This window comes from Paenibacillus kribbensis, assembly GCF_002240415.1.
Lineage (GTDB): Bacteria > Bacillota > Bacilli > Paenibacillales > Paenibacillaceae > Paenibacillus > Paenibacillus kribbensis.
In genome coordinates, this window is the sequence record NZ_CP020028.1 from 523,898 (window position 1) to 550,061 (window position 26,164).

Annotated in this window: 21 protein-coding genes; 20 read left to right on the plus strand and 1 reads right to left on the minus strand. The window is 49.8% G+C overall.

What is annotated here, in order from left to right; genetic code table 11:
- Positions 1–51 precede the first annotated feature (51 nt).
- The 14 genes from B4V02_RS02340 (at position 52) to B4V02_RS02405 (ending at position 17,372) form a co-directional block, all read left to right on the plus strand.
- Entirely contained in the window at positions 52–951 is a 900-nt protein-coding gene (locus B4V02_RS02340) for a YitT family protein (RefSeq protein WP_094153625.1), read from the plus strand.
- Positions 952–1,172: 221 nt separating this feature from the next.
- A complete protein-coding gene (gene argC, locus B4V02_RS02345) occupies positions 1,173–2,222 on the plus strand; it encodes an N-acetyl-gamma-glutamyl-phosphate reductase (RefSeq protein WP_094153626.1) in 1,050 nt (349 codons plus the stop codon).
- A gap of 112 nt (positions 2,223–2,334) precedes the next feature.
- The gene (gene argJ / locus B4V02_RS02350; RefSeq protein WP_094156924.1) at positions 2,335–3,561 is read left to right on the plus strand and encodes a bifunctional glutamate N-acetyltransferase/amino-acid acetyltransferase ArgJ; all 1,227 of its coding nucleotides are present in this window, start codon (positions 2,335–2,337) and stop codon (positions 3,559–3,561) included.
- 120 nt (positions 3,562–3,681) lie between these two features.
- On the plus strand, positions 3,682–4,521 hold the full coding sequence (argB, locus tag B4V02_RS02355; protein WP_094153627.1) for an acetylglutamate kinase: 840 nt from the start codon (positions 3,682–3,684) through the stop codon (positions 4,519–4,521).
- A 59-nt stretch (positions 4,522–4,580) separates the two neighbouring features.
- A complete protein-coding gene (locus tag B4V02_RS02360) occupies positions 4,581–5,843 on the plus strand; it encodes an acetylornithine transaminase (RefSeq protein WP_094153628.1) in 1,263 nt (420 codons plus the stop codon).
- A gap of 48 nt (positions 5,844–5,891) precedes the next feature.
- Positions 5,892–6,848 carry an ornithine carbamoyltransferase gene (argF, locus tag B4V02_RS02365; protein WP_094153629.1) on the plus strand — a complete coding sequence of 319 codons (957 nt, stop codon included), beginning with the start codon at positions 5,892–5,894 and terminating at the stop codon, positions 6,846–6,848.
- A 54-nt stretch (positions 6,849–6,902) separates the two neighbouring features.
- Positions 6,903–8,138: an argininosuccinate synthase gene (locus B4V02_RS02370; protein ID WP_094153630.1), complete on the plus strand. Its 1,236-nt coding sequence runs from the start codon at positions 6,903–6,905 to the stop codon at positions 8,136–8,138.
- 87 nt (positions 8,139–8,225) lie between these two features.
- Positions 8,226–9,638: an argininosuccinate lyase gene (gene argH / locus B4V02_RS02375; protein WP_094153631.1), complete on the plus strand. Its 1,413-nt coding sequence runs from the start codon at positions 8,226–8,228 to the stop codon at positions 9,636–9,638.
- Positions 9,639–10,073: 435 nt separating this feature from the next.
- Positions 10,074–10,325, plus strand: coding sequence for a hypothetical protein (locus tag B4V02_RS02380; RefSeq protein ID WP_094153632.1), 252 nt, complete (start codon positions 10,074–10,076; stop codon positions 10,323–10,325).
- Positions 10,318–12,774: a cyclic di-GMP-binding domain-containing protein, MshE-related gene (locus B4V02_RS02385; RefSeq protein WP_094153633.1), complete on the plus strand. Its 2,457-nt coding sequence runs from the start codon at positions 10,318–10,320 to the stop codon at positions 12,772–12,774. Before B4V02_RS02380 ends, B4V02_RS02385 begins: the two co-directional genes overlap by 8 nt.
- 23 nt (positions 12,775–12,797) lie before the next feature.
- The gene (locus B4V02_RS02390) at positions 12,798–13,805 is read left to right on the plus strand and encodes a glycosyltransferase family 2 protein (protein WP_094153634.1); all 1,008 of its coding nucleotides are present in this window, start codon (positions 12,798–12,800) and stop codon (positions 13,803–13,805) included.
- Positions 13,768–14,187 (plus strand): GtrA family protein, encoded by a 420-nt coding sequence (locus B4V02_RS02395; protein WP_007432664.1) that lies wholly within the window; start codon positions 13,768–13,770, stop codon positions 14,185–14,187. The genes B4V02_RS02390 and B4V02_RS02395 overlap by 38 nt, the downstream gene beginning before the upstream one ends.
- Before the next feature lie 100 nt (positions 14,188–14,287).
- Entirely contained in the window at positions 14,288–15,922 is a 1,635-nt protein-coding gene (locus B4V02_RS02400; protein WP_094153635.1) for a glycosyltransferase family 39 protein, read from the plus strand.
- Positions 15,923–16,190: 268 nt separating this feature from the next.
- Entirely contained in the window at positions 16,191–17,372 is a 1,182-nt protein-coding gene (locus tag B4V02_RS02405) for an S-layer homology domain-containing protein (RefSeq protein ID WP_094153636.1), read from the plus strand.
- A gap of 77 nt (positions 17,373–17,449) precedes the next feature.
- On the opposite strand, the gene B4V02_RS02410 is transcribed toward B4V02_RS02405, so the two are convergent.
- On the minus strand, positions 17,450–18,865 hold the full coding sequence (locus tag B4V02_RS02410) for a VanW family protein (protein WP_094153637.1): 1,416 nt from the start codon (positions 18,863–18,865) through the stop codon (positions 17,450–17,452).
- A 224-nt stretch (positions 18,866–19,089) separates the two neighbouring features.
- Here B4V02_RS02410 and ftsE point away from each other — a divergent pair, with 224 nt between their 5' ends.
- The 6 genes from ftsE (at position 19,090) to B4V02_RS02440 (ending at position 25,958) form a co-directional block, all read left to right on the plus strand.
- Positions 19,090–19,776: a cell division ATP-binding protein FtsE gene (gene ftsE / locus B4V02_RS02415; RefSeq protein ID WP_094153638.1), complete on the plus strand. Its 687-nt coding sequence runs from the start codon at positions 19,090–19,092 to the stop codon at positions 19,774–19,776.
- Positions 19,766–20,683 carry a permease-like cell division protein FtsX gene (gene ftsX, locus B4V02_RS02420; RefSeq protein WP_094153639.1) on the plus strand — a complete coding sequence of 306 codons (918 nt, stop codon included), beginning with the start codon at positions 19,766–19,768 and terminating at the stop codon, positions 20,681–20,683. Before ftsE ends, ftsX begins: the two co-directional genes overlap by 11 nt.
- Before the next feature lie 98 nt (positions 20,684–20,781).
- Entirely contained in the window at positions 20,782–22,062 is a 1,281-nt protein-coding gene (locus tag B4V02_RS02425) for a murein hydrolase activator EnvC family protein (protein ID WP_094153640.1), read from the plus strand.
- A gap of 206 nt (positions 22,063–22,268) precedes the next feature.
- Entirely contained in the window at positions 22,269–23,735 is a 1,467-nt protein-coding gene (locus B4V02_RS02430; RefSeq protein WP_094153641.1) for a S41 family peptidase, read from the plus strand.
- Positions 23,736–23,901: 166 nt separating this feature from the next.
- The gene (locus B4V02_RS02435; RefSeq protein WP_094153642.1) at positions 23,902–25,221 is read left to right on the plus strand and encodes a PDZ domain-containing protein; all 1,320 of its coding nucleotides are present in this window, start codon (positions 23,902–23,904) and stop codon (positions 25,219–25,221) included.
- Positions 25,222–25,400: 179 nt separating this feature from the next.
- Positions 25,401–25,958 (plus strand): class I SAM-dependent methyltransferase, encoded by a 558-nt coding sequence (locus B4V02_RS02440; RefSeq protein ID WP_007432655.1) that lies wholly within the window; start codon positions 25,401–25,403, stop codon positions 25,956–25,958.
- Positions 25,959–26,164 lie beyond the last annotated feature (206 nt).

The window sequence follows — 26,164 nt, forward strand, 5'->3', positions numbered from 1 at the left end:
GTAGGAATTTTTGTGTATACGGTATTTTGAACTAAAGGAGCACATGAACTTATGTCTCAATTGAATCCTCCCGTTGCTCGTCGAAGACGCCGCAAGCCTTGGATTGCCGCCAGCGGCCCCGTACGTAATGTAACGGATATTTTGCTGATAATACTCGGGTCCTTCATTACAGCACTGACCTTCAATATGTTCCTGCTTCCAAACCGGATTGCGTCCGGTGGGGTATCGGGTCTGTCTATCGTGGGCGAGGAACTGTTTGGTCTAGAACCGGCCTATACGCAATGGAGTATGAATATTCCCCTATTCATAGCAGGGGTGCTGCTGTTAGGAAAAAAGTATGGACTGCGCTCTCTGCTGGGGAGTATTATGCTGCCGCTATTCGTGTATGTGACCAAGGATTGGGCGGTTCCGACAACGAATCCGCTGCTGGCTTCGCTGTATGGCGGGATCGGAGTGGGTTTGGGATTGGGCACCGTATTTCGGGGCAGAGGCTCGACGGGCGGGCTGGCTATTTTGGCGCAAATTATTCATAAATATACGGGCTTTAGCCTTTCTCTCTGTGTCATGCTAATGGATGGCACGGTCATTACATTGGCTGGCTTTACCCTGTCCCCGGAGCGGGCATTGTATGCATTGATTGGGCTGTTTGTAACAGGCAAGGTCATTGATGCTGTGGAAATGGGGCTAAGCTACTCAAAGGTGGCCTACATTATATCCAATCAAAAGGAAACGATCACACAGGCCATATTGCAGGACTTGGATCGGGGATTGACAGAGCTGGCAGGACGTGGGGGTTATACGAATGAGGAACGCCCTGTACTTATGGTTGTGGTCGGGCAAAACGAGGTAACTCGTCTCAAAACGCTCGTCCGCTTGGTAGATCCGGAAGCTTTTGTGATCATTAGCAACACGCGTGAAGTGCTGGGAGAAGGCTTTAAAAAGGAAAGCTAAAAACAGGAGTGACCTGCCGGAACCCCCCGTCTTATCAGACGGGGGGTTTTTGTTGTTACTTTATTTCTTTGTTTATAGTCCTGCATAGCTTGTCCGTCAAAAGAATAGGCAGGAGCGGCAATTTTAAATTTGCGGTAAAACATTACATGAGTGTGTTGTATTTATATGAATAGAGTCGTATAATAATACATATTTCATAGGAACGGAATGGAGGAAGGTCTGTGAGCAGCAAGCTAAAAGTGGCAATTGTCGGTTCCACCGGGTATGGCGGGGTGGAGCTCATTCGTTTTTTGGTTCATCATCCGCAGGTAGAGATTGTATCTGTTATATCTTCGTCCAGCGCGGGTGTCCCGATCAGTGACGGGTTTCCACATCTGACGGACATCGTGGTGCAGGATTTGGACGGTGTTGATATCCACGAAATTGCTGCCAAGGCCGATCTGGTTTTTACAGCTACGCCATCGGGTGTTAGTACCCAACTGGTACCGCAGCTTCTGGATGCCGGACTAAAGGTCATTGATCTGTCCGGGGACTTCAGGCTCCGAAGCGGGGAAACGTATGAAGCATGGTATAAAAAGCCTGCCGCTTCCTCCGAATATCTCAAGCAAGCGGTATATGGACTCAGTGAGGTGTATGCAGAAAAGCTTGCGGGTGTTTCTTTTATTTCTAATCCAGGCTGCTATCCGACGGCAACTTTGCTCGGGATTATCCCTGCCCTTCAAGCGGATTGGATCGACCATCGGACGCTGATTGTGGATGCCAAATCCGGGGTATCCGGCTCTGGACGGGGAACAAGTCTTGTTTCGCATTATGCGGAAATGAACGAGAACTTTAAGGCTTATAAGGTGAATAAGCACCAGCATATCCCTGAGATCGAACAGGTTCTGGGCGATATTGCGGGCGAGGATGTTACGGTCACGTTTACGACACAGCTTGTGCCTATGACCCGGGGGATTATGAGTACAATCTATGTCACGCTGAAAGGTGACCATACGGATCAGGATCTTATCGGGCTATACCGAGACTACTATAAAGACCATCCTTTTGTCCGTGTACGTGGCGAAGGTGTATGGCCAGCGACGAAGGAAGTATTTGGCTCGAATTATTGTGATATCGGTTTTGCAGCGGATGCCCGAACCGGGCGCCTTACGATTATTTCTGTCATTGATAATGTGGTGAAGGGTGCTGCCGGACAGGCGATTCAGAATTTAAATTTGATGATGGGATGGGAGGAGAACCTCGGGCTCGGCTTCATACCGGTATATCCGTAAGTAAGCAAGTAACCGCAACAGGTTGCGGGGAACGACGGAAGGCAGGTTTGGGAACGCAAGCTTAGCTGTCATTCATCCCATAGGTTGCGAACGAGGGCACATAATTATGAGTATGAGTAAAGTAGGGTTTACAGTAGTAAACGGGGGCAGCATCGTAACTCCGCGTGGCTTTACAGCCGGGGGACTGCACTGCGGATTGAAAAATACGGATCGCAACGATATTGGCGCCATTCGTTGCGAGGTAGAGGCGACAGCTGCTGCGGTGTATACCACCAATGTGTTTCAGGCTGCACCGCTGAAGGTGACCCGCGAGAGCCTGGTAGATGGCCGATTGCAGGCGGTAGTGGTGAATAGCGGGAATGCCAATGCTTGCACAGGGCAGCAAGGGGAGCGGGATGCCTACGCTATGCGTGCGGCTGCGGCTCGAGAGCTCGGTGTAGCCGAGAGTAATGTAGCCGTTGCTTCGACTGGCGTGATTGGCGAGCATTTGAAAATGGATCGTGTGCTTGGCGGTATATCGTCATTACCTGACCGTGTGAACGGGGAAAGCGATGGAGCGGAGCAATTTACCCAAGCCATCCTGACGACAGATTTGGTGAAAAAGGAAGCGTGCGTGGCGGTTGAAGTGGATGGCGTGACGGTGCACATCGCCGGGGCAGCGAAGGGCTCGGGCATGATTCATCCGAATATGGCAACGATGCTGGCCTTTATGACCTGTGACGCAGCCATCGGGCAGGCAGCGCTTCATCAGCTCCTAAAGCAGGCGACGGATAACAGCTTTAATATGATTACAGTGGATGGCGATACAAGTACGAACGATATGCTGATCGCTATGGCAAGCGGGCTGGCGGGCAACCGCGAGTTGGATGCAGGCCATCCCGATTGGGAGGCTTTTGCCGAGGCGTTCACCTATATCTGCCAGGAGCTGGCGAAGGCGATTGCTCGCGATGGAGAAGGTGCTACGAAGCTAGTAGAGGTGTCGGTGAGCGGGGCGGTAAGCGATGCGTCTGCCCAGGCGATAGCCAAGACGGTGATCGGGTCCAGTTTGGTGAAATCAGCTGTTTTCGGTGCAGACGCCAACTGGGGACGCATTATTGCAGCCGTCGGGCGCGCCGGAGAGCCGGTGAATCCAGATACGGTAGACATCCGCCTGGGTGATATTATCGTGCTGAGTCAATCCAGTCCGGTCGCTTTTGATGAAGCCGAGGCGCTTTCCTATTTACGTGGAGATACGGTGCGAATTATCGTTGATTTGCATCATGGGAACGGAACTGCTACAGCCTGGGGCTGTGATTTAACTTATGATTATGTGCGGATTAACGCTGCATATCGGACATAGATGCAAGGAATAAACACCAATTGAACAACGGCATTCGTTGATATAAGCAATGAGTGGGTGTAAATCTAGCGTCTTTTTAAAATCGCACGGACCTGTGCAGAGGAGAAAAGGAGAGATGATATGCAATCAGCAATGGAGCAGGCGGATCAAGCCAATCATGCCGGAGTGGCACGTCGTAATTTTGTGATGAAATGCGGAGGAAGTACGCTGGCTGCGTTGCCTGATTCCTTTTTTGACGACTTGGCCCGTTTGCAGTCGGAAGGACTTCAGCCTGTCATTGTCCATGGCGGGGGTCCCGCGATCTCTGACAATTTGGCGAAGCTGGGAATCGAAACGGAGTTCATTAATGGATTGCGTAAAACGACTGAACCTGTGCTGGATGTCGTGGAAATGGTGCTGGCAGGCAGCATTAACAAGCAGATTGTACGCAGAATAGGGATGCACGGAGGGCGGGCATTGGGCTTGTCAGGCAGTGATGGCTATTTAATCGAAGCAAAGCCTGTGCCGAATGCCGCAGAGGTCGGTTGGGTCGGAGAGGTAACGTCTGTTCAAGCTTCGATTATTACAGGTGTGCTGGATATGAACTACATGCCTGTTATTGCACCTATTGGCATTGATCGATCTGGTCAGCGTTACAACATTAATGCGGATACAGCGGCGGGTGCAGTGGCTTCTCACCTCGGGGTCAGTCGGATGATCGTCGTTACCGATGTGCCGGGGATATTGAAAAAGAGTGGCAGCGAGAAGAAGGTACTGGACTCCATCACCGTACAGGAGATTGAAGATATGATCAGCACGGGTGAAATCTACGGGGGTATGATCCCAAAAGTGAGGGCGGCTATTGCCTGCATCCACGGAAAAGTGAAGGAAGTCGTTATTGTGAATGGCAGTGAACCGCAGGTGTTAAGCCGTGTGCTGGGCGGGGAATCGATAGGAACACGCATCGTGCGTATGCAGTAATTGAGACATGACATGTACCGAAACCTTTATAACCAAACGAAAAAAGGAGCGTGAACATAATGAGTAAGGAGTCTAATGCACTGGTGAGCGAGGAATTGCCAAATACGGATGCAATCGGAGTGCGTACGGAAAAGGTAGCGGCAGAAGCGCAGCCGCAAAGCTCTCTTTTTCCAACCTATGCAAGATATCCGCTGTCACTGGTCAAAGGTCAAGGAAGCTGGCTGTGGGATGATCAGGGCAAGCGTTATCTGGATTTCATGTCAGGCATTGCCGTTACCAATCTCGGGCATGCCCCTCAGGCTGTAGCCGAGCGCTTGAAAAAACAGATTGATGAACTGTGGCATGTATCCAATCTGTTTCATATCCCAGGACAGGAACGGGCGGCAGCTTTGCTGACTGCCAATAGCAGCGCGGATGCTGTATTTTTCTGCAATAGCGGGGCGGAGGCGAATGAAGCTGCGATCAAGCTGGCGCGTCGTTACCACCAAAAGGTGAAGCAGAACGGCCGCTACGAAGTCATTACGTTCACGCAATCCTTTCACGGGCGGACGCTGGCAACCCTGACCGCTACCGGTCAGGATAAAGTTAAAGAAGGATTTTTGCCGCTTCCTGCCGGGTTTAAAAGCGTTCCACTTCATGATCAGGCTGCGCTTGAAGCAGCAATCAGTGAAAATACGGCGGCCATTATGCTGGAAATGGTGCAGGCTGAAGGTGGCATGTATCCGGTAGACCCTGCTTTTGTAGATGTGATTACCAAGCTGTGCCGCGAGCATGGCTTGCTGCTGATCATTGATGAGGTGCAAACAGGCATGGGACGGACAGGTAAGCTGTTTGCCTTCGAGCATTATGGCATAGAGCCGGATATCTTTACATTGGCGAAGGGGTTGGGCAGTGGCTTTTCTGTAGGTGCGATGCTGGGCAAAGGATATTTGCGTGAAGCGTTCACGGCGGGCAGCCACGGTTCCACCTTTGGTGGTACGCCGCTCGCGATGGCAGCGGTTCAGGCGACCATTGAAACGATTATAGATGACAAACTGCCAGAACGTGCAGCTGAGATGGGCGAATATTTGTTCCATAGCCTGCAAAAGCAGCTTGGAGATATTCCTTTTGTAAAGGATATCCGCGGAAAAGGGCTGATGGTCGGCATTGAGTGTGCGGAGCCGGTAGCAGAGCTTGTTTTGGCAGGACAGAAGAAGGGGATTCTGTTTATTACAGCAGGACCGAACGTGATTCGCCTGTTGCCTAACCTGTATGTAACGAAGGATGAAATTGATCAGGCAGTAACACTGATTGCTGAATTGATTCGGGAGCATGTGGCTTAGTTTTAAAGAGCAAATCATCCAAATTAAAGTGTAAAAGGAGACGATAGCATGAGCCAGAGCGGCGCACTGCAGCAGATGAATTTGAAGGGGCGGGACTTCCTTGAGCTGGATGACTACTCTACAGAGGAAATCCAGTATTTAATTGATCTCGCCATCGAAATTAAGCGTAAGCACAAAAACGGGGAAACCTATCAGCCGCTACAGGGGAAAACACTTGGACTGATTTTCGAAAAATCCTCCACACGTACACGGGTATCCTTTGAAGTCGGTATGTATCAATTGGGCGGGCATGCCCTTTTCCTGAGCAAAAATGACATTCAACTGGGACGCGGCGAGCCTATTAGCGACATGGCGCAAGTCATGTCACGCTATCTGGACGGCATTATGGTTCGTACCTTTGGGCACGATAATGTCGTAGAATTGGCACGTTATGCATCCGTTCCTGTGATCAACGGCTTGAGCGATTTGGCGCATCCATGTCAGGTGCTGGCTGATTACCAAACTTTGTATGAGCAAAAGGGCAAGCTAAAAGGACTCAAACTAGCTTACATCGGGGATGGCAACAATATGGCACATTCTCTATTGATCGGCGGAGCGAAGCTCGGAGTACATGTATCGATTGCAAGTCCTGCGGGATACGAGCCTGACCCGAGTGTGGTTGCAGCTTCCCGTGAGATTGCCAAGCAGACAGGGAGTGAAATTGTTATAACCCAAAGTCCGCAAGAAGCGGTCAAGGATGCGGATGCAATTTATACGGATGTATGGGCGAGCATGGGCTTTGAGGAAGAGCAGAAGGAGCGTGAGCTTGCTTTTGCCGACTTCCAGGTGAATGAGGAGCTGGTCCAGCTGGCGAAACCGGATTATTTGTTCCTGCACTGTCTGCCTGCACATCGTGGGGAAGAAGTGAGTGCGGGTGTCATTGACGGTCCGAATTCAGTCATTTTTGATGAAGCGGAAAATCGCCTGCATGCGCAAAAAGCGCTGTTGGTTGCTTTGCTGGGATAAGGAAAATAGGTAAGGAAGATAAAGGCTAGAAGCATTTTGGGGAGGACTTTAATCATGGCAAAAGAAAAAATCGTACTCGCATACTCCGGCGGTCTGGATACGTCGGTCATTCTGAAATGGCTCAAGGAAACGTATGATGCCGAGATCATCGCATTTACCGCTGACATCGGTCAGAAGGAAGAACTGGACGGTTTGGAGGAAAAAGCGCTCGCTACGGGGGCTTCCAAAGTGTACATTGATGATCTGCGTGATGAATTCGCCAAGGATTTTATTTATCCGATGTTTCAGGCGGGTGCTTTGTATGAAGGACAATATTTGCTCGGAACGAGTATTGCACGTCCATTGATCGCCAAGCGGATGGTCGATATTGCGATTGCCGAGGGAGCAACAGCGATCGCTCACGGCGCAACAGGCAAAGGCAACGATCAGGTGCGCTTCGAGCTGAACGCGGCGGCGTTGACGCCGGATATCAAGGTCATTGCACCTTGGCGGCTGGAAGAGTTCCGCAATCAGTTCCCGGGCCGGGCAGAAATGATTGCCTATGCTGAAAAACACAATATTCCGGTAACCGCTTCTGCAGCCAAGCCGTACTCCATGGACCGCAACCTGCTGCATATCAGCTATGAAAGCGGTGTGCTGGAGGACCCTTGGTTTGATCCGAGCGCTCCTGAAAATAAAGAGATGTTCTTGCTCAGCAACGCGCCAGAGGACGCTCCTGATGAAGCGGAATATTTGGAGCTGGAATTTGAAGCAGGCAACTGCGTCGCTTTGAACGGAGAACGGTTGACACCGCTGCAGGTAATGGAAAAGCTGAATGAGTTGGGCGGCAAGCACGGCATCGGACGCGTGGATATGGTGGAGAACCGTTTTGTGGGCATGAAGAGCCGCGGAGTCTACGAGACGCCGGGCGGTACGATCCTGTTCACAGCTCACCGCAAAATGGAATCCATCACGATGGATCGCGAAGTTATGAATTTGCGTGACAGTCTGATTACCCGTTATGCTACCTTGGTATACAACGGGTTCTGGTTCGCACCGGAACGTGTGGCTTTGCAGGCTCTGGTTCATGAGAGCCAGAAAAATGTCAGTGGTACGGTGCGCGTTAAGCTGTACAAAGGCAATATTATCGGCGCAGGCGTCAAAAGCCCGGTTAGCTTGTACAACCCGGATATTGCGACGATGGAAGCCGATCCGACACAAGCCTATGATCAAGGTGATGCAACAGGCTTCATCCGGTTGAATGCTTTGCGCTTGAAGGTCAATGCGGGCGTAACACAAAATCATAAATAATGATGTAATCTAAAAAATGTACGGAATGCGGGCCGTTCTTGTCCAAACGACGAGGGCGGCTTGTTATTGCAGAGAGGGGATCATGCAATGAGTAAGTTATGGGGCGGGCGTTTTACGAAGCAAACGAATAAGCTGGTAGAGGAATACACGGCTTCTATCGGATTTGATCAGGCGTTGGCAGAAGAGGATATTCAGGGCAGCTTGGCCCATGTAGCCATGTTGGGCAAATGTGGCATTATCCCGCAAGCGGACGCCGACACAATCAAGGAAGGATTGCACACAGTACTGGAGCGCATTCGCCGTGGCGAGATTGAGTTTTCCGTTTCGGACGAGGATATTCACATGAATATCGAAAAAAATCTGATCGAAGCTATTGGTCCGGTTGGCGGTAAGCTGCACACAGGCCGTAGCCGCAACGATCAGGTAGCCACGGATATGCACTTGTATTTGCGTGGCCGTGTCGTATCGCTGGTGGGGATGCTGCATGACGTGCAAGCCGCGTTAATCGGACAGGCGAAAGACAATCTGGACACGATTGTACCCGGATACACACACTTGCAGCGTGCGCAGCCGATTTTATTTGCACATCATTTGCTCGCATATGTATCTATGCTGGAGCGTGATATTGACCGTCTTAAGGACAGCTACAAGCGTATCAATGTATTGCCGTTAGGTGCTGGCGCTTTGGCAGGAACCACCTTCCCGATCGACCGTCATTTTGTAGCTGAGCAGCTCGGGTTTGATGGCGTATATGAAAATAGTCTGGACGCCGTTAGCGATCGGGATTTTATAGTAGAGTTCCTGGCTGGAGCCTCGCTGATTATGACGCATTTGTCTCGTCTGAGCGAGGAACTGGTGCTATGGAGCAGCACGGAGTTTGGCTTCGTGGAGCTGGATGATGCCTTTTGCACAGGCAGCAGCATTATGCCGCAGAAGAAGAACCCGGACGTACCGGAACTGGTACGCGGCAAAACCGGACGTGTCTACGGCAATCTCATGGGCTTGCTAACCGTTCTCAAATCCTTGCCACTGGCATACAACAAAGATATGCAGGAGGACAAGGAAGGCATGTTTGATACCGTTGCTACGCTGGAAGGAGCGCTGCAACTGTTCGCACCGATGATCGCTACGATGAAGGTGAACAAGGATCGCATGCGTCAAGCGGTCAATCAGGATTTCTCGAACGCAACGGATATTGCGGATTTCCTGGTCGGCAAGGGACTCCCTTTCCGTCAGGCGCATGAGGTCATTGGCAAAACCGTGCTCTATTGTATCCAGCACGGCAAATATTTGCTTGATCTGACACTGGAGGAATTCCAGCAGTTCTCCGATTTGTTCGACGACCGCATTTATGAGGTGCTTCAACCGGAGGCAGTAGTGAACGCACGGAATGTATATGGCGGAACAGCTACAGGACAGGTACAGGCAGCCATTGGACGCAGTGAGCAGCTCTTGGCGGGCACATCAACCTGGTTTGAAAAGCACCAACGGAGCAACTAAATCAGCAAAAAAAGAAGTATGATTCTTCTGTGTGGCTACAAGGCTATATATGGAATCTCAAGTTCTGTTCAATAGAGGGCACCGTTCGCGGTGCCTTTTGTGTTTTTTAAGACATATGTTAGTAGTCCTAAATACCTAGTTGTGCATAAGTATGAAAGATTGAATAGTTTACATTTTATATACCTACTTCTGACATAATTATGGTAGAATAGCACTAAGTTTTTAAAGGTAGACCCAATTAGCCAGAACGGACCCATTTATACATAGCTGAGATCAGGCCGGAAAGAGTGTTTTCTGACCGGAAAATTTGCATCAATGTGTAAACGATTGGTATATATAAGAAATATAAGGATGTTCTGATGTGCATAAGGACGGATGGATCATCGAAGTAGTGATATGCTCAAGGGACAGAATTGGGACGGTACAGGAGGTATTATGAGAAGTAAAAGAACGGCACGGAAGTTAAAGAGCGCATGGATCGGTTATCGTGCTTCTGACGCCGAACAACTGGTGTCTTCATTGAATGAGGAGCGGATGCAAGCGGAGAAGTTGCTGCGTGAGGAACGGGAGCTTTTTCACGCGGCGCTGGAACGGAAAAAGCAGCGGGATGCGGAGCTGAAGCAGCTGCTTGCGGACGCGCTCGCCGAAGAGCGGCGCTGGATTGAAAGGGCGGGAATCTATGGGTGACAAGCTTAGGTGGCAGATTGGCGGAGTGTCGATTCGCCAAACCAAGAGAAAAATAAAAGAGGAACGCCAACTGATCGCTCAACTGCAGCAGCAGCTGGAAGCCCAGCGGTCGGAGCAAGCTCCGGTGCTGTACAAGCTTGATTTTCATATCGAAGAGCTGGAACGGCGACTCCAGGATACAGAGCTTCGCATCCAGGCTATCAAGAACGCTGATGATTCAGCAGCAGTGGAGCCATTGCAGGCTGAAGACATGCAGGCTGGACAGGCACAGGAGGCGCAAGTCCAGTACGCTTCCGGGCAGCAGGAACAGGCAGCAGGCACCGCTATGGGAGCGGCCTCCAGTGTGGCAGGCGCGGCAGATGGAGAGATTATCACTGGAGAACAAAGCGGACGAAACGGTAAAGCCCGTCTGGGGGATCAACTGGTGGAGAACGGGCTGATTACCCGGGATCAGCTGGCGGACGCCATCCGAAGCCAGAAGCGTTATGGTGGCAGGCTGGGTGACATTCTCGTGGAGATGGGCTTCATTACAGCCGGGCAGCTGCAGCAGCAGGTTAGCGGGGACGAGTCCAAGGAACGCTTAGGCGATATGTTGGTTCGTTCCGGCTATATTTTACCCGAGCAGCTAGAGCGCGCACTGGAGTTCCAGGCGAAGAGCGGCGGGCTGCTCGGCGATATTTTACTGTCATTGCAAATGCTGGAACCCGCCGATTTGTACCGTGCGATTGCTACACAGAACCGGATCGGCCGTATTGGTGAGGAGCTGGCGCTGGATGCTGCCTATAAGCTGCCCGAGCAGGTGGCTATGGCTTATGGTGTGGTCGTCATTCATCAATATATGAACCGCTATATTGTGGCGGTCAGTGACCCGCTCCCGGAAGAGCGACGCTTGAAGCTGGAGGAAATCCTCGGTATGCCGGTAGAGCAAGTGCTGGCGACCAAGGAAGAAATGGAGCAGCTCTGGGGTAAAATTTACGGTGAAGAAATGATGCAGGAGAGCACGACCGGACTGCTGGAAAAAGAGCCGCACAATTCGGCGCGCACGACCTTTACGAAGGGGCAGCTGATGGTGTTCGCGGCGATGGGCGTAATCACACTGCTCGGTCTCTTCTGGAACAGCTGGAAAACGGTGCTGATCATCAATATGATGATTCAGCTGTTTTATTTTGCTATGACCCTTTTCAAATTCGGTATTATCTATCTCGGCTCCCGGCGTGCAGCGCAGCTTCGCTTCACGAAGGAAGAAGTTGACGCCATGGATGAAAAAATGCTGCCGATCTATACGGTTCTTGTACCGATGTACAAGGAGGCTGGCGTGCTTCCGATGCTTTTGCGGAATTTGGAGCAGTTGGATTATCCCAAGTCCAAGCTGGATGTGCGGTTGCTAATTGAAGAGGATGACATGGAGACGATTGAGCTGCTTCGCGAAATGAAGCTGCCTGCTTATTATACGACACTGATCGTTCCTGACGGCTTGCCGAAAACCAAGCCGAAGGCATGTAACTACGGGCTTATTCGGGCACGCGGCGAATTTGTCGTCATTTATGATGCCGAGGATCGTCCCGACGCTGACCAGCTCAAAAAGGTCATTGCGGCGTTCAATTCACTCCCTGAGAATTATGCGTGTATTCAAGCGAAGCTCAATTATTTTAACAGCACGCAAAATTTGCTCACTCGCTGGTTTACTCAAGAATACAGCATGTGGTTCGAATTGCTGCTGCCGGGCATTATGCAGCTGGATACTCCAATCCCGCTGGGCGGCACGTCCAATCATTTTCGGGTATCTGTATTAAAAGATATCAACGCATGGGACCCCTACAATGTAACCGAGGATGCCGATTTGGGCATACGTCTGTATAAAGGCGGCTATAAAACCGCCATTGTCGACTCCCGTACATGGGAGGAGGCTAACAGTCGCGTCGGCAACTGGATTCGTCAGCGGTCACGCTGGATCAAGGGTTATATGCAGACATGGCTGGTTCATATGCGCAATCCGGTTAAATTGGTGCGTGAAGTGGGCTGGAAAGGTTTTTTTGGTTTTCAGGTCATGATTCTGGCAACTCCAATGCTGCCTTTGCTGAATCCGATTTTTTGGGGCTTGCTTATTTTATGGTTTGGCTGGCAAATGTCCTTTATTCCCAAGCTGTTCCCGGGCTATGTGTATTACCTGGCCAGCGCGGAATTTTATATCGGCAACTTTCTGTTCGTATTCAGTAATGTGGCCGGCATGTATTGGGTCATCGGGGAGCTGGAAGAGCGTGGTGAACGAACATTTTCATACGCGATGGTCAAATACGGGCTGCTTTCGCCAATATATTGGGTACTTATGAGTATAGCTGCGGTAAAAGCAGCCTGGCAGCTCATTACCAAGCCGTTCTATTGGGAGAAGACGACACATGGTCTGACCGATATGCACGACTTGGATGATGCCCCGGCACAGTCCTCCTGAATATGAAGAAAGAAGGGGCAAGAATGGAGACAAAAACACCTTTTTTATCCGTCGTCATTCCGATGTACAATGAAAGCTCGCATTTGGAGCGTTCACTCACGGTAATTGATGGAGTATTGTCTGTTGTCACCTCACGCTATGAGCTGATTATCGTAGATGATGGTTCCAAAGACGACACGTGGCTCAAACTGTCCGAATTGTCCCGTCGCATGCCTTCTTTGCTCGCGCTGCGGTTGAGCCGGAACTTTGGCAAGGAGCTGGCACTGTGCGCAGGTTTGGAAAACGCCTCCGGCGATGCGATCATTGTCATGGACGGTGATTTGCAGCATCCTCCTGAGATGATCGGGGAAATGGTGCGTTTATGGCAGGATGAGGGTTATGATCTGGTCGAATGTGTAAAAGAATTTAGGGGAGAAGAGTCGGTGGGCAAAAAGCTCGGTGCTTCATTGTTCTACGCGACCTTGAACCGTCTGACGGGCTTTAACCTGAAGGATGCTTCTGATTATAAGCTTTTGGATCGTCGGGTCGTGGATGCCTGGATGGCGATGCCGGAGCGGATGCCGTTTTTTCGCGGAATGACGGCCTGGCTTGGCTTCCGCAAAACCCAGATTTCGTTCCGGGTGGCTCCGCGGGAGGAAGGTCCAAGCCGCTGGAGCCCGTTCGGGCTGTTTCGGCTGGCAGCAGAAGCGATCGTATCGTTTTCAACCGTACCGCTGCGGGTAGTAAGTCTGATGGGAATCATTTTTATGCTGATTTCAGTCGTCTTGGGGATTCAAACCTTGATGCGCAAGTTAATGGGTGACGCTGTTACCGGTTTTACCACTGTCATATTGCTGCTCTTGATCATTGGCAGTGTCCTCATGCTGTCCATTGGAGTAGTAGGAGAATATATTGCCGCCATATATCACGAAGTTAAAGCCCGCCCCCGTTATCTAATCGCAGACAAACGGGCGAATGCTGACCGATTGTGGGTGGATAGGGAGCTTAATCAACATGATCAGACGTTCATATCTAAAGTATCCAATCATTAAATACGGTATTGTGGGGTTGCTGGGTACAGGTATCCATGTCGGTGTGCTTGTGCTGCTGGTGGAGCTGTTCAAGGTCCCTGCGGTAACCGCTACTACGATAGGATTTGTGGTGACGTTGTGCGTTTCGTACGTGCTGAATCGGAACTGGACATTCGAACCTACCGGCGAGGGGAGCCGCACGCAATTTTTTAAATATTTGTTGGTCTGCTCCTGTGGCCTGCTCTTGAATGCAGCTCTTATGTACGTAACCATTCACTGGATCGGTTGGCCGTATCTGATTGGTGAAGTACTGACTACCATCATCGTGCCCATTCATAATTACCTCTGGAACCGCTATTGGATTTTCTCCGTTCCGCAAAAGCGTCAGAAAGAGGCTTCATAATTTTAAAAAAACGCGGAAAACGTTCGAATCATGCAGCTATAGGCTGGAAGATAAGGCTATAGCTGCAATACCGCAACAAGTTTGAGGAGGAACGAGAGGGATGTCCTTTCGCAAATGGTCTGCAAGCAGATGGATGGCTATAGGTCTGTTTGTATTTATACTTGCGTTAGAGCTGTCCGCAGGCATTTATTTCAGCTATGTTTTGGGATATATGCATACGGATGCGCTCAGTCGCGTTGCTAACGCGTTTTATGTGCTGTATAGCCGTGACCCGCATCTGGGCGCAATCGGGTTTATTTGGAATCCGCTGCCCAGTCTGCTGGAAATGGTGATTCTCGTGTTGTATCCGGTTTTTCCGGCATTAGCATCTTATGGATTGGCCGCGGTCATCCTTAGTGCTACCTTTGCCGCCTTGACTGCTATGCTGCTGTATCGGGCTGGTGTCAGAACCGGGCTTAGCTCGGGAATGAGCTTGCTGCTGGCTTTGCTGTATGTGCTAAATCCATTTATTTTACTGTTCGGCGCCAACGGACTGAGTGATTCGCTATACATATATTTTATTATGATGACGGTGATTGAATTTGCGCTGTGGCTCAAGGATCGTACGACGGCGAGTCTGATTGTATCCGGATTAGCGTTAGCTATGGCGTTCTGGACTCGCTATGAGGCAGTGCCCCTGGGCGTAGCGATGGCGTGCGGCGTGGTCGTAGCAGTGCTGTTCTTACATCGGCATATGGACAGACGTAAACTGCCTTTGCGGGAAAAGCTGCACAAGGTCGAGGCGACCTGGCTTCTGCTCCTGCTCCCTGTGGTCTTTTCCGGGCTGCTGTGGATTTTCTTTAATTATCTCATTATGGGAAATGCTTTTTATTTCCTCAATTCAGAGTATTCGAACACGGCGCAATCGGCAGAGCTGTTGAATGATGATAAATTCGTGGAGATGTTTTCCAATCCGCTGGTAGCCTTGAAGTTTATTGCTTCCAAAACGGTTTGGTATTCTGTGCCGCTGTTTGCTATTCTGCTCATTCGCTTATTGAGCGGGCGCTTGTTCCGGTGGGGTACCCTGATTATTTTGTTGCTGTTTCTGTCCGTGCCAGGCTTGCAATTTTTACTCATGATGAAGCAATCCTCGTATGGGTGGTTCCGTTATTTTATGTATGTGTTCCCCATTACCGTAGCCTGGTTGCCGTATGAGCTCAGCCAGCTTCAGGGACGATGGCGGAGAGCGGCCTTTGGTCTGGTATCTGTCAGTCTGCTGCTTACCGCCGGGTTGCTCTCTTATGCGTTGACTCGTCCGGATATTGCACCGGATGAGAACAGCTTTCTCACCCGAACGGGTAATGTGAACTATGTAAGACAGGTATCAGATCGAAAGATCGCCGTCTGGCTGGATGAGCAACTGCCGAAGTCTACGATTATGACCGATTCGGCCTCAGCCTACACGATGATCGTGTATAGTCAGTATCCCAAACGCTTCCTGATCACAAGTGATTACTCGTTCAATAAAGCATTAAGCTATCCGCAGGATAGCCATGTGGATTATATCCTTGTACCTAAAATCATGCCAGGCATGCCGCTGAGTAAAATCAACATGGTATATCCGAATTTGTATGAAAAGGGTGCGCCGTGGGTTCAGCTTGAGCGTGAGTTTAACGGCGAGTGGCGCCTGTACAAAGTGCTGCCCAAGCCACAGACGCAGGTATCTTTATCGACAGAGACAACGACAGCTCCTTGATTGTGCAACAAATCCCCGCAGCTTCTTCTTCACTGTAGTATGGTGAGGAAGGCTGTGGGGATTTTTTTAACCTCAGTATACCGTAGCCTTCCACATATACATATCCTAGCAATTAGCTGGGTATTAAGTCCTAAGTCTTGTTTATCCTACATTAGTTGGGGTGTGGTTAAATGGGACGATTTTTGTAATTTGGTGGTTATTTGGGTTTGATTTCTGGTAAAGTGTTTAAAAAAGAGTGATGAAGCCAATCAAAGGAGGAATTTATAATATGGGGAAAAAGTTTAGAAACACAGTCACAGGTGTATTGAGTACGGGCCTTATTCTAAGCGCATTCAGCGTAGCGGCGGCAGCTCCTCAAACAACAAGCGGCCATTGGGCAGGAGATCAGGTACAACGCTGGTCGGCTACAGGGCATTTGGATAGTGCAACGAAACCGGATGCAGCGATCACGCGTGCAGAATTTATTGTTCTTCTGAACCGCAGCTTGGGTACGTTTACAGTGGACACTCCGGCTGTGACGGACGTAACATATGCAGACAGTGTGAAGGTAAACGGCAATGGAAGCAGAACGTTCACAGATGTACCAGCGTCGCACTGGGCATACAATGAGCTGACAAGTGCCGTGAATACAGGTTACATAAGCGGCTATGCAGATAACAAGCTCAAACCGAATGGAAAAGTGACACGTCAGGAAGCCGCGGCTATCGTGAGCAAAGCGATTGGGCTGACTGCGGGTAACGCAGCAGATGTCACTAAATTCATCGACTCCGGCAAGATTGGATCTTGGGCGAAGAAAAGTGTAGCAGCAGCTGCGGAGCAAAAAATCATTAACGGCTATCCTGATGGCAAATTCCAGCCACTGAAGCCGCTGACTCGTGCCGAAGCGATTGCCATTCTGGATGCGGCATCCGGCTACAACCTGAGCTCTGTTGATAATCTGACAACGACTCCTGGCGGAACCGTAACAGATTCCACATACGGCACTGTTACGGATTCCACTTATGGCAACACGTCTACTACTTCCGGCAGCGAAGCTGAAGATAGCAGCACAAGTACAAGCACGAGCACGGAAAGCACAACCACAGATACAGATGCTACGACGAGCAGCAGCACGACTGTGGACAACTCTACAACAACCGATACTAGTGCAGATACAGACGCAACTACAGACACAACCACTGACGCAGCTGCAAGCACAGATACACTGAAAGTCAATGATGTGTATGACGGGGAAGGTACAATCACAGGGACAGCCAAAGCAGGTTCCACAGTGACTGCCTATTCCAACGATCTGCCCATCGGTAGTGCGGTAGCCAAGGATGATGGTAAGTTTAGTATCAGTGTGACTACTCAAAAAGCAACGGTTACGCTGGTAATCAAAGCTAAAGATGCAGACGGCAACGAAAGTACGCCTGTAGAAGTTTCTGTTTTGGGTAAACGCAGCGAGTAATCAATCTATAATTAAAATCCCCCTTTAACTCTGTCTGAACCGATTCAGGCAGCCGTTGGAGGGGGATTTTTCGTTTATTACCTTATGCCGTCCTCGATGATACGCTTTTGCGGTTCACGTGTTTGTGGCTCAGACGATGTACTTTCGTCAGGAACAGCAACAATACGCTGTTGCGCATGGTATGTATCGCGGCTGATCCGGGTGCGTTCCACAGTCTTGCCGTCCACCTTTTTGATTCGGTATGTTTCCACTACATATCCTTCCCTGCCCTGCCGAAGTACTTGATAGAAGCCGGGGGAAAATGAGCCATTACGGATTTTCTTTTCCGGTATAGGGAGGACACGAACCGTGCGGGATTCCAGCTCATAGGACACATTTGACGGGAAGGTGCCAAAAAATTTTACGGTAAGCATGCGGTTTTGAACGGCGGCACGCAGGAGCAAATGCTTGCCCGTATTGTTCTTAAAGCGAAAATTAATAGATCCTGTAGCAAAAGTGGCATCCTGCCCCTTGGGCAGGTAGCTGACCGGCAAGGAGTGGTTGCGACGCTCAATAATGTCCAAACCGACTCGCAGCGCCGCATTGTAGACGGTGCTGGATACCTGACAAATCCCGCCGCCAATGCCGGATTCCAGTTGTCCGTTCACGATCACCGGGGCTTCACGAAAGCCTTGAGTGCGCTCAGCCTTGGCTATAATTTGACCATAGTCAAATATATCGCCTGGCTTGAGGATCAATCCGTCAACAGTGCTGGCGGCTGAGTTGACGTTATACACACGTCCTTCCGAGCTGCTGCCCAGGCTGGTGGAAAACTGGACGATTTTACGCTCGATACCTTCGCCCCGCAGGCTATCCACCGTAATATCCGGTTCCAGCTGCCGGAACGGTAGCTCCACTCGTACCGGCTCCCCGGAGGCGGTTAAATCCTTGGGCAGCGCCTTATCCAGTGCTACGTTTAATTTGGGCCAATCCAGGCGGCGGACGGATCGCCCCGGAATATAGTGAACCTGATCGTATGGGGTGATCTGACGTACGGCATTCACAGGCATGCCGTAGCGCTGTTCCTCCCAATCGGTCCCCAATTGGGCTTTTAAGGCGTTCTCCTGTCGGGAAGGCGTGACAGACCATTCCTTTTCAAAGGTAAAGCGTGTCTGCACACGAGTCCACAGATGCTCCGAGCCGAGCGCCTTCACGCCATTGCGGAATGCCGATGCATTATAAGTAATCCCTGCGTCTCCAAGGGTAAGTTTTATATCCTGCGCACTGCTGTCATTATCCGTCAAGATCAGAGGGCGCTGCTTCAAGGCATCCAGTTTCTCGTCCAGCAGGCGAAGAGCGGCTGTTTTATCCATAGCTCCCATGCTGATTCCTCCGACCCTTACTCCCTTCGGCAGTGTTTGTCTGTCGGCGTACAGGTGAAGCCCTCCCCATAGCATCGCCAGCGCCAAAATTCCACACCATATCCAAATGACAGATAAATGAATTTTTTTCATAATGCAGATGTCTCCTGTCTCGTAAGCTTAGTAACGCATTCGTGTGCCATCATATTCATATATATGTGCCAAATGCGGAAAACTTTCGGTACTATTTAGGTAACAAATTTGTTACAATGATAGACGGTATGATGAAATACAGAAGTTTATAAAGGAAATGCATGGAATATGTCGAATGGTTATTAGGTTATACGTAACATGATTAAGCAGCGGGAAGTGATCGAGTGATTGAAATGCAGGATGTGTGGAAGACCTATACTAACGGGACCCACGCACTTCAGGGAGTGTCGGTCAAAATTGACCGTAATGAATTCGTATACGTAGTCGGCCCGTCCGGGGCGGGTAAATCGACTTTTATGAAGCTTATTTATAGAGAAGAAGTACCGACCAAGGGGCAAATTTCAGTTAATGGATTTAATATCGGGAAGCTCAAGCAGCGTAAAATCCCTTATGTCCGTCGCAACATCGGAGTCATTTTTCAGGATTTCCGCCTTTTGCCGCGTTTGACGGCCTATGAGAATGTAGCGTTTGCCATGGAAGTGATCGAGGCTCCCAAAAAGCTGATCCGCAAACGAGTACCGGAAGTGCTCGAATTGGTTGGCTTGAAAGAGAAAATGAATCGTGAGCCTGCCCAGCTTTCCGGTGGGGAGCAACAGCGTGTAGCGATTGCCCGTGCCATCGTGAACAATCCATCGGTGATCATTGCCGATGAGCCGACGGGTAATCTGGACCCCGAAACATCGTGGGAGATCATGCAGCTGCTGGACGAAATTAATTTCCGGGGGACGACGATTGTGATGGCAACACACAATAAGGACATCGTGAACTCCATGCGTAAACGCGTTATTGCCATCGAAAATGGCAACATCGTAAGAGATCAGGTCAGAGGAGAGTACGGATATGACTTTTAATACCTTCTTGCGTCATATGCGGGAAGGTTTCAAAAACATATTCCGCAATGGCTGGATGTCCATCGCATCCATCACCTCAATTATTGTGTCACTGCTTATTCTGGGCGTGTTCATCATGCTGGTGCTCAACGTCAACTCCTTGGCTGATCAAGCAGATAGCCAGGTGGAGATCAACGTATTTCTGGAGCTGAATGTGGATCAGAACATGCGTGAAACGCTGCAAAAGGAAATCGCGGCCATGCCGGAAATCAGCAAAACCAGCTTTGTGACTAAAGCTCAAGGATTGGAAGAGCTGCGCAAAGATCTGGGCGACAGCGGCAAAGAGCTGCTGGAGGGTTTTGACAAGGACAGCAATCCGTTGCCGGACAAAATTGTGGTAGAGGTTATTGAACCGACGACGGTTCCATTTGTGGCCGAGAAGATTGAGAAGCTGAATACGTTGCATCCAGAGAAGCCGATTTTAAAGGTTCGTTATGGAAAAGGCACCGTAGAGACGCTCTTTACGATAACCAAGCTGATTCGCAATGTTGGCTTTATATTCGTAGCCGGGTTGGCGATTATGTCCATGTTCCTGATCTCGAATACAATTCGTGTGACGATATTGGCACGACGCAGAGAGATTAGCATTATGAAGCTGGTCGGTGCGACCAACTTTTTTATACGATGGCCGTTTTTTATTGAAGGCGCGCTTATTGGTCTCATTGGTTCCTTGATTACCGTAGGTATTTTATTTACAGGCTATCAGCGTCTGCTCACGGCCGTTCAGGGAGATATCGCATTGAATATGCTGAAGCTTATGCCGCTTGAGGGCATTTGGATTCAGTTGAGTGCTTTGCTGGTTATTTTGGGGATGCTGGTCGGCATTATTGGCAGTACCCTGTCCATGCGCAAGTTCTTGAAAGTATAAAGAATCATTTGGTGCGTCGTAATTGATATCAATTAGAACGGGGAAGCCCGCTGTTATGTTGCGATAAAGATTTTGCGATAAAGGATGGGGATTGCAAGTTGAAGAAAACAGGATCTGTGTTGGCCGCTACCCTGGTAGCCGCATTGCTGATTCAGCCTTCTGACGGATATGCCAAAAGCATGAGTGAAATCAATTCGCAGCTGAACCAATTGGAAAAGCAGGCCAAATCTGCCAAGCAACAGCAGGAAAAGGCTGCTCAAGATAAACAGTATGCCCAGCATTATAAAAATAAAACCGTGCAAAACCTGAAAGTTGTACTTGATCAGATTAATAGTGTCAGTGACCAGTTGAGTCGTGTAGCGGTTCAGATTGATCAAACGGAAGATAATCTGCGTGCGACTAAAAAAGATTTAGCCGAAGCGATTGATCGTATCCAGTCACGGGAAAAAATGCTGGAAACTCGCGTGCGTCTGATGTATACGGATGGAACTGTCTCATATATGGACGTGCTTATGTCTTCGACCAGCTTTAGCGACTTTCTCAGCCGGGTAGATTCCTTGAAAACGATCGTGGAGCAGGATCAAATCCTGTTGGACGAGCATAAAAAGGACAAGGCCCTGGTCGTAAGCAAGAAGAAGCAGCTCGACACGGAATATAAAAATGCCAAGAAGCTGTATGCGATCAAGCAGGACGCCAAAGCAGAACTGAATTCCAAGGAGCAGGAAAAGCAAAGATTGATCGCCGGCTATGATCATGATATTGCTGAGTCAGATGAAATCAGTGAAGAACAAAATGATATGCTGGTAGCCCTCGCTAACAAACGTGTGGGTCTGTTGCAGGAGAAAAACAAGCTCAGAGCGGAGCAGGCTGCTAAAGCAGCACGCGCCAGAGCGGCTGCACGTGCTGCTGAAGCTAAGCGATATGCTTCATCCTCAGGTTCCGGCTCGAATTCCAGCCATGCGGCAGCAAGTACGTATACAGGCGGATCGGGCACGTTGGCTTTGCCTGTATCCCATTACCGACTCTCATCTACTTTTGGCATGCGGGTACATCCGATAACCGGCAAGCTGAAAGGCCACACAGGTATTGATATGGCGGCCCCGCAGGGAACCGATATTCATGCAGCAGAAGACGGTGTTGTCATTGTAGCCGAATGGTGGAGCGGCTATGGAAACACGGTTGTGATTGACCACGGAGACGGGCTATGGACCCTATACGGACATATTCGCAATGGCGGTACGGTGGTTCATACGGGACAGACAGTGAAACGCGGTCAAAAAATTGCGGAAGTTGGTTCGACGGGTAATTCTACAGGACCTCACTGTCATTTTGAGGTGCGCGAGAATAACAAACCTGTAAATCCGATGAACTATTTATAGCTGAAAAAGGCAAGCCCTATTTGTAGCCGATACGGTTGTAGATAGGGCTTTGCTTTCATAGCTTGATACCCGATGAAGAACATGTGCATTGAGACACAGAGTAGGATACAATTATCATATTCCGTACAAGCTAGACGTATACTGCGTGAATGGATATGCGTTTGAGGAATAGGCTACAAGATAAAGAGAAGGCGGTGGACGATTAGATGTTGAAAAAAAGTACAGCAGTACTCTTGATGGTGATTGGCCTGCTTGGCGGCAGTCTGCTCACTTTTGCTTATACTGGAACGGCCACAGTGGGGAATAGCGCCCTGGGCGAGGGACTGCTGGCAAGTGTGACAGGGAGCAGTTCCGCCTCCAGAAGCGATATCCGCAAAATTGAGACAGCGATGGACCTGATTCAGGGACAATATTATCAGGATGTGGATCGTACCAAGCTGGTGGATGGCGCTATCAATGGTATGATGGAGTCGCTAGGCGACCCGTATTCCTCTTATATGGGCAAAGAAACTGCACAACAGTTTGAGCAGTCTATTGAAGGTTCTTTTACCGGGATCGGAGCCGAGGTAGCGGCGGAAAACGGAAAGGTAGTCGTAGTAACACCAATTAAAGGTTCTCCGGCGGAAAAGGCGGGGCTTCGCTCTAAAGATATTATTTTGTCTGTTAACGGTGAAACACTGGATGGATTGGATCTCAATAAGGCCGTTTCCAAAATTCGGGGACCCAAGGGCAGTCAGGCCAAGGTCAAAATTCAGCGCAATGGCTCTCCTGATCCACTCGAATACACGATTACCCGTGACAACATTGATATGGAAACCGTCACAGCTCATATGGAAAGCGGCGGTGTAGGTGTTATTACCATCACCCAGTTCTCGTTGAATACAGCAGACCGTTTCAAAGAGGAACTGGCGAAGCTGGAGAAAAAAGGGCTTAAAGGACTCGTCATCGACGTGCGTAATAACCCTGGCGGTGTGCTTTCGGTCGTCATTGATATTGCCCAGCAATTTGTTCCTTCAGGCAAAACGATTGTACAGGTGGAAGACAAGAACCAGAAGCGTGAAGAAGAGAAATCCAAAGGTTCAAGCAAAAACTATCCGGTGACGTTGCTGATGAATAAAGGCAGCGCCAGCGCGTCCGAAATTCTGGCAGGTGCTCTCCAGCAATCGGCTGGTGCAGTGTTGATCGGGGAAAACTCCTTTGGTAAAGGAACGGTACAAACCAGCTATGACAAGCAAATGGGCGACGGCAGCCTGCTCAAAATCACGATTGCCAAATGGCTAACGCCAAATGGTACGTGGATTCATAAAAAAGGGATTAAGCCGGATATCGCAGTGGAGCAGCCTGAATACTTCACAGCGGCACCACTGAACAAAGAAAAGTCCTTGAAATACAATATGAATAGCAGCGATGTAAAAAATGCGCAAATCATTCTGCAAGGCTTGGGTTACAAACCGGGGCGTGAAGACGGCTATTTTGATAAAGCGACCGAAAGCTCTGTGATTGCTTTTCAAAAGCAGGCGAAGCTGACAGCTAGCGGTATCATTGATGCGAAGACAGCAGCGGCGATGGAAGCCAAGCTGATTCAAAAAATTCGTGATCCGAAAAACGACAATCAACTCAAGCAGGGGATTGAAGAGATTCGGAAGGAAATGAAGGCTGGCGCAGCGAAATAATTAGGAAGGCTACAACAAGGGGGCTGGAAACAGCCTCCTTTGTTGTTGGGATTTATTTGCAGTCTGTCGGTTTGTCTTCCCTACGTTGGCAATTTCATATAGAATAAATGGATATGAAACGTACGTGATCCGCTATACCAGCGGGCCAGGGGCATAAGGAGTGTGAATGAACTTGGAATGGGCATTACAATGGGGATGGAGCGTTCTGAATGCTTGCTTGTACCTGCTTTTGCAGCCGTTTTACTATATCTCAATACTCATTGTCGCGCTTGGCTATCGTCGGCAAATGCTGCTGGAGCGCAAGCTCTTTCATACCAGAGTGCACAGCTGGGCAGGACAAGCCTGGCGCGTCGTATGGAGTGGCTTGATCGCTGGAATAGTGCTATCCGCTCTGGGAATGTTCGTCAGCGTACATCTGAACACAGCTTCCATCGTGTGTCTGTGGGTGACCACATTGCTGCTCATGCTGGTACGTGTCCGTTACCTGTGCCTGGCCTATTCGGTAGGTCTGCTGGGTGTGGCTCAATTTGTATTGAACGTCGCAGATGGCTGGCAGCCTGAGGGGGCGCTCGGAGCATCGTTAGCAGCCATCCGCGGATTGGATATACCTGCATTGCTGGTGCTGGTCGCCGCGCTGCATGTGGCTGAGGCGCTGCTGGTTCGCTGGCAAGGAGGAAAGGCGGCCACTCCACTATTTGTGGAGGGCAAACGGGGAAGACTGGTTGGAGGCTATCGTATGGAAGATCTCTGGCCGATTCCACTGCTGCTGTTGGTTCCCGTTCAGGGAGGCTTTACGCTTCCATGGACACCTTTATTCGGCAGCAGCGACGCCGGAGCCGGATATATGCTGGCTGCCTTGCCAGTCCTGATGGGCTTCAGCAGCGTGACGCTGGGCTACCTGCCACGTCAAAAGGCGTTGCTCACGTCGAACCGCCTGCTCCTGTACAGCGTGGTTTTGCTTCTGCTAAGCCTGCTGGCGGCATGGTGGAGCCCGCTGATGCTGCTGGCAGCATTATTCTCCTTCCTCGCCCATGAAGCGCTAATCTGGTATGGCAACCTGGAGGAAGGCCGTCTCAGTCCGATGTTTGTTCATCCGGAGCAAGGAATGCGCGTTCTTGCTGTGCTGCCGGACAGTCCGGCGACGGCCATGGGCATTCTGCCAGGGGAGGCCATTTACCGTGTGAACGGTGTCGTTGTAAATAGCCGTGCCGAGCTGCACCAGGCCTTGCGAATCCATTCTGCTTTTTGCAAACTGGAGGTGCGCAACCTTCAAGGTGAGATCAAGTTTGTACAGCGCGGCATGTACGATGGCGATCATCACCAGCTAGGGGTCGTGCTTGCACCGGATGAGGACGCGAACTGGGCCGTGTCCATACAGCCGGCCTCCATCTACCGGATTCTTGCCATGCATATAGGTGCACGGCGACGTAAAGCTGGACAGGCACCGAAGGCAGAGGGTGTAAGCTTGGACACCATGGAAAAATAGATGTACCATAAGAGGGCAGTCTTTATTTGATTAGAGTCGAATAAGGATTTGCGCTCTTTTTTATATTCAGGTAGTGGCCTGCTTGAAATCACTATTCTGATCAATATACAATGGATATGGAATATGATACGTTGATGAACCGTATGCCTATCAAGTGTGTGAAGCAGGGAGAGGAAAAGATGAATGCAATTCACTTTATTCGAGAGTATATTAGGCATCCACGCAGCGTAGGCGCTGTCATCCCAAGTTCAAGACAGCTGGCCAAGCAAATCACCACACCGATTTCCTTTGACGAAGCATCGTGTATTATTGAATACGGCGCAGGTACCGGTGTGTTTACGCAGGAGTTGATTTCCAACAAGCGTCCAGAAACGCTACTTCTGGTGATCGAAGCCAATGAATCGTTTTACAAAACACTACAAAGCAAGTACGGACACTTGGAACGGGTACACATTATTCACGGATCGGCTGAGCATGTAGCACAGTATATGCACCAGTATGAGGTCTCCAAGGTGGACTATATTGTGTCAGGGCTTCCTTTTACCAGCCTGCCAGCCGCGTTATCCAGCCTTATTTTGGGACAAACAGCAGAGGTTTTGGGTCAAGAGGGCAAATTTATTACGTTCCAGTACAGCAAGGTCAAACACAACTTCTTTCGCACCTTTTTTGCGGACATTCAAATTAAAAAAGTACACTACAACGTCCCGCCTGCCTATGTATTCACTTGCAGCCTGTAATCTATCACCTATGTAGAGGATAAGAATAAATACGAATAGAGAATTTTTGGGAAGACCCGGTTAGCGTCATTAAGATGTTGAACAGGTCTTTTTTGTTTTGCATGCCCAAGGGGGAGAGAGGTGAAATAAGGGGATATGTTTAAAAGCAAAGTTCGTTTAAGGAATCATATTTTAAAATGGGACTTAACCTATATATTACATATGCT